The following is a 3,800-nucleotide window of genomic DNA, read 5'->3' on the forward strand; positions in this document are numbered from 1 at the left end:
GGCCTGTCTGCCCAGGCAGGCAAGACAACAAAGGAGGCGCAGCCCGGGGCCTTGTCAACAGTTGCTCTAAGCATTAGCCGCAAAACTATTCATAATGTCAACCATTTTCCGCTAATGCCTTTTGCCACCTTGAAAAGCTTTGCCGACAATCTACCTACAATCAATTAAATAGAGGAGACCTGTAATTGAAAGTTTTAGCAGGTTTAGCCGTACTAAATCATATAGAGCCACAAAAAAAACCGTCAAAAGGATCTTGACGGTTTTTTTTGTTTTTTCGATGAAGCAAATAGCCTTACTCCAACATAACGTTTTCTACGATATCAGTATTCAGATGGAAAAACTCCCGGTGAATATTGAATTCCTTTTCTCCATCCTTTGGCTGTTTAGCCACATAAGTACCGTCTTCCTGCATGATATAAGCATTTACATTATCCTTCAGGTTGTAAGCCAGAATATTCATCAGCTGTTTTTCCAACAAAGAATCCTGTACCCGGAACAGAGACTCCAGCCGTTTCTCAAAGCTCCTTACCATCATGTCCGCACTTCCGGCGTAAGTTCGGGTATCTCCGTTATTATGAAAATGATAGATCCTGGAATGCTCCAGAAAATCCCCTACAATAGAATATACCTCAATGTTTTCGCTAAGGCCTTTTCTGCCCGGACGCAAGCAACAGATGCCACGAACAATCAGTTTAATCGGCACACCACATTGGGAAGCCCGGTAGAGGGCATAAATGATCTCACTGTCTTCCAAACTATTGACCTTAATAAATATCCCACAGGGCAATCCTTTACTGGCATTTGCAGCCTCATCTTCAATAAAACTGATCAATTGGCTCCTCATTCCCTGGGGGGCTGTAATCAGGTTCTTATACGAAGAAGGCATGGAGTGCCCGGTGATTACATTGAAGAATTCAGAAACATCATTTGCCAACACTTCATCGGTGGTCAGTAGCCCCAAGTCGGTGTAGAGCTTGGAAGTATCTTCATTGTAATTACCAGAACCCAAATGAACGTACCTTGTCACTTTGTTCTCATCCTTTTTCACGATGAGCAGCAATTTGGTATGGGTTTTAAAATTACTCACACCATAGATGACAAAACATCCTGCCTTTTGCAGTTTTTTTGCTTCTTGGATATTATTTTCCTCATCAAAACGGGCTTTCACCTCAAACAACACTGATACGTGCTTGCCGTTTTCCACTGCTTTGAGCAAAGCCGTAGTGATTCTGGAATGCTTGGCCAACCGGTAAATGGTCATTTTTATGGCCATTACATTGGGGTCTTCTGCTGCTTTATCCAACAAATCCAAAATAGGCTCCATGCTATTATAAGGGTGGTGCAGCAATACATCTTTATGCTTCAAAAGCTGGAAAACATCCTGACTTCCCTCCTGAGGATAGCTCAGGGGCGGTACCTGATGGGGAGGCTGGGGAATACGGTCCTTAAACCGCTTGTTCCCGATGATCTGCCAGAAGCTCGTAAAATCCATCATGCTCTCCTTTTTCACCTTGAAAACGGTATCGTTTTGGATCTTCCATCTTCCCTTGAGCAAGTTCATCATCCATTTGCTATAGCCTTCCTCCACCTCCACACGCACTACCCTGCCCGTCTTCCGCTCATTGAGCTTTCGCTTTACTTCCTCCAGAAAGTTGGAATCCATGTCTTCTGTCTCTTCCAATGTAAAGTCTCCGTTTCTGGTTATCCGGAAAAGATTGATGGATTCTATAATGACATTTCTGAAGAGGGAAACAATATGTTCCCTGATCACTTCTTCGATAGGTACATAAACCATGGTATCCCCTCTTTCTATTTCAAAAAAGCGGGGAATATTAGAAGGGATCTGTACAAAGGAAAGCTTTCTATTGTCTTTTTTATCGCCTGGATTGATGGTCACCACACCAAAAATCAACAGTTTGTTCATCAAGATGGGGAAGGTATGGTAACCGTCAAAAACCATGGGAGTAAGCATGGGGTAAACGGCCTTAAAAAAGTATTCCTTGATCAGTTCTTGCTCCTCATTATTAAGTTTCTTGACATTGCTCAGGATAAAGCCTGATGCCTCGGTGTTGGGAAGAATCTCTTGGAGAAAATGTTCATGTTGTCTGGTATGAAATTCTTGGGAGTCCAGCATCAGCTTTTCCTTGAAGGGCTCCTCCCTCAATCCTGAATAATCGATCCTCTCCTTGTCATAGTCCAAGTAGTTATATAAAGAGCCGACCCGGATCATGAAAAACTCATCCAGATTGGAGGCGGTAATGGCTAAGAACTTCAGTTTTTCAAAGATCGTGCGGGAATCCTTTTTGGATTGGTCCAACACCCGATCATTGAATTTCAGCCAGCTTAAGTCCCTACTGACCAAATCACTACTGTCTATTTTACTCTCAAATTTATCTTTTTGAATAACTTCCGTTTCCATAGTATCAGCTTCCATGCACATTTTAAAATAAAAAAGAATAATTCCTAACAAAAATTTAAGATAAGCAAAAAGGGGCTCAAAGCCCCCTTATACTACCATTATTTTATCATCAAATCAGGTATCAATTTTGGCGTACTTTGCATTCTTTTCAATAAACTCTCTACGTGGCGCCACTTCATCCCCCATCAGCATACTGAAGAGGTGATCGGCTTCAGCCGCAGACTCAATGGTAACCTGCTTCAGGGTCCTGCTTTCAGGATCCATGGTCGTGGTCCATAGCTGCTCAGGGTTCATTTCCCCAAGGCCTTTGTATCGCTGTATCCCCACACTTTCCAGTTTACCGTCTCCGGCCATTTCTTTGGTCAGAATAACCCTCTCCTCTTCTGTCCAGCAGTATCGCTCATCCTTACCCTTTCTCAACAAATAAAGGGGTGGCAAGGCGATATAAACGTATCCATTTTCGATCAAAGACCTCATGTACCGGAAGAAGAGCGTCAAGATCAACGTTCTGATATGCGATCCATCAATATCAGCATCCGTCATGATGATGATCTTATGATAACGCAAATTGGTCAGATCAAGTTCTTTCTCATCTTCTGCCGTTCCAAACTTAACCCCAAGAGCGGTCAAAATGTTTTTAATTTCATCACTATCGTAGATCTTATGCTCGTGAGCCTTTTCCACATTCAGTATTTTACCCTTTAGCGGAAGGATAGCCTGAAAATCCCGATCACGTCCTTGCTTGGCTGAACCACCGGCAGAGTCCCCTTCCACAAGATAAAGCTCGCAGATTTCAGGATTAGTATTGGCGCAATCCGCTAGTTTCCCCGGCAAGCCTCCGCCGCCAAGAACATTTTTCCTTTGCACCATTTCCCGTGCTTTCCTCGCCGCGTGCCTTGCCTGTGCTGCCAAGACTACTTTGCCGACAATTATCTTTGCCTCTTTCGGGTGTTCTTCCAACCAATATTGAAGGACTTCAGACACTGCATTGTCCACGGCACTGACCACCTCGGAGTTCCCCAGTTTGGTCTTGGTCTGCCCCTCAAATTGCGGCTCACCGACTTTTACAGAAATGACTGCTGTCAAACCTTCCCTAAAATCATCTCCCGACACTTCTACTTTTACCTTATCCAGCATTCCCGATTTATCGGCGTAACTTTTTAAGGTCCTTGTCAATGCCCTCCTGAATCCGGACACATGGGTACCGCCTTCATAGGTATTGATGGTATTGACATAAGAAACCACATTTTCAGAAAAAGAGGAGTTGTAGCTCATCGCCACCTGTACAGGCACCCCGTTTTTCTCTGCCTCAATATAAATAGGCTCCTCTATGATTTTATCCTTTGTTTCGACTAAGAATTCTACAAACTCTATTAGACCG

Annotated in this window: 2 protein-coding genes; both read right to left on the reverse strand. The window is 43.5% G+C overall.

Annotated elements, in window-relative coordinates; translation table 11 throughout:
• Positions 1 to 292: 292 nt before the first annotated feature.
• On the reverse strand, positions 293 to 2,434 hold the full coding sequence (ppk1, locus tag ACYVAA_RS22420; RefSeq protein ID WP_460546206.1) for a polyphosphate kinase 1: 2,142 nt from the start codon (positions 2,432 to 2,434) through the stop codon (positions 293 to 295).
• A 99-nt stretch (positions 2,435 to 2,533) separates the two neighbouring features.
• A partial coding sequence (locus ACYVAA_RS22425) for a toprim domain-containing protein (RefSeq protein WP_460546208.1) occupies positions 2,534 to 3,800 on the reverse strand: 1,267 nt, incomplete at its 5' end.

The sequence above is a fragment of the Echinicola sediminis genome (genome assembly GCF_054777495.1).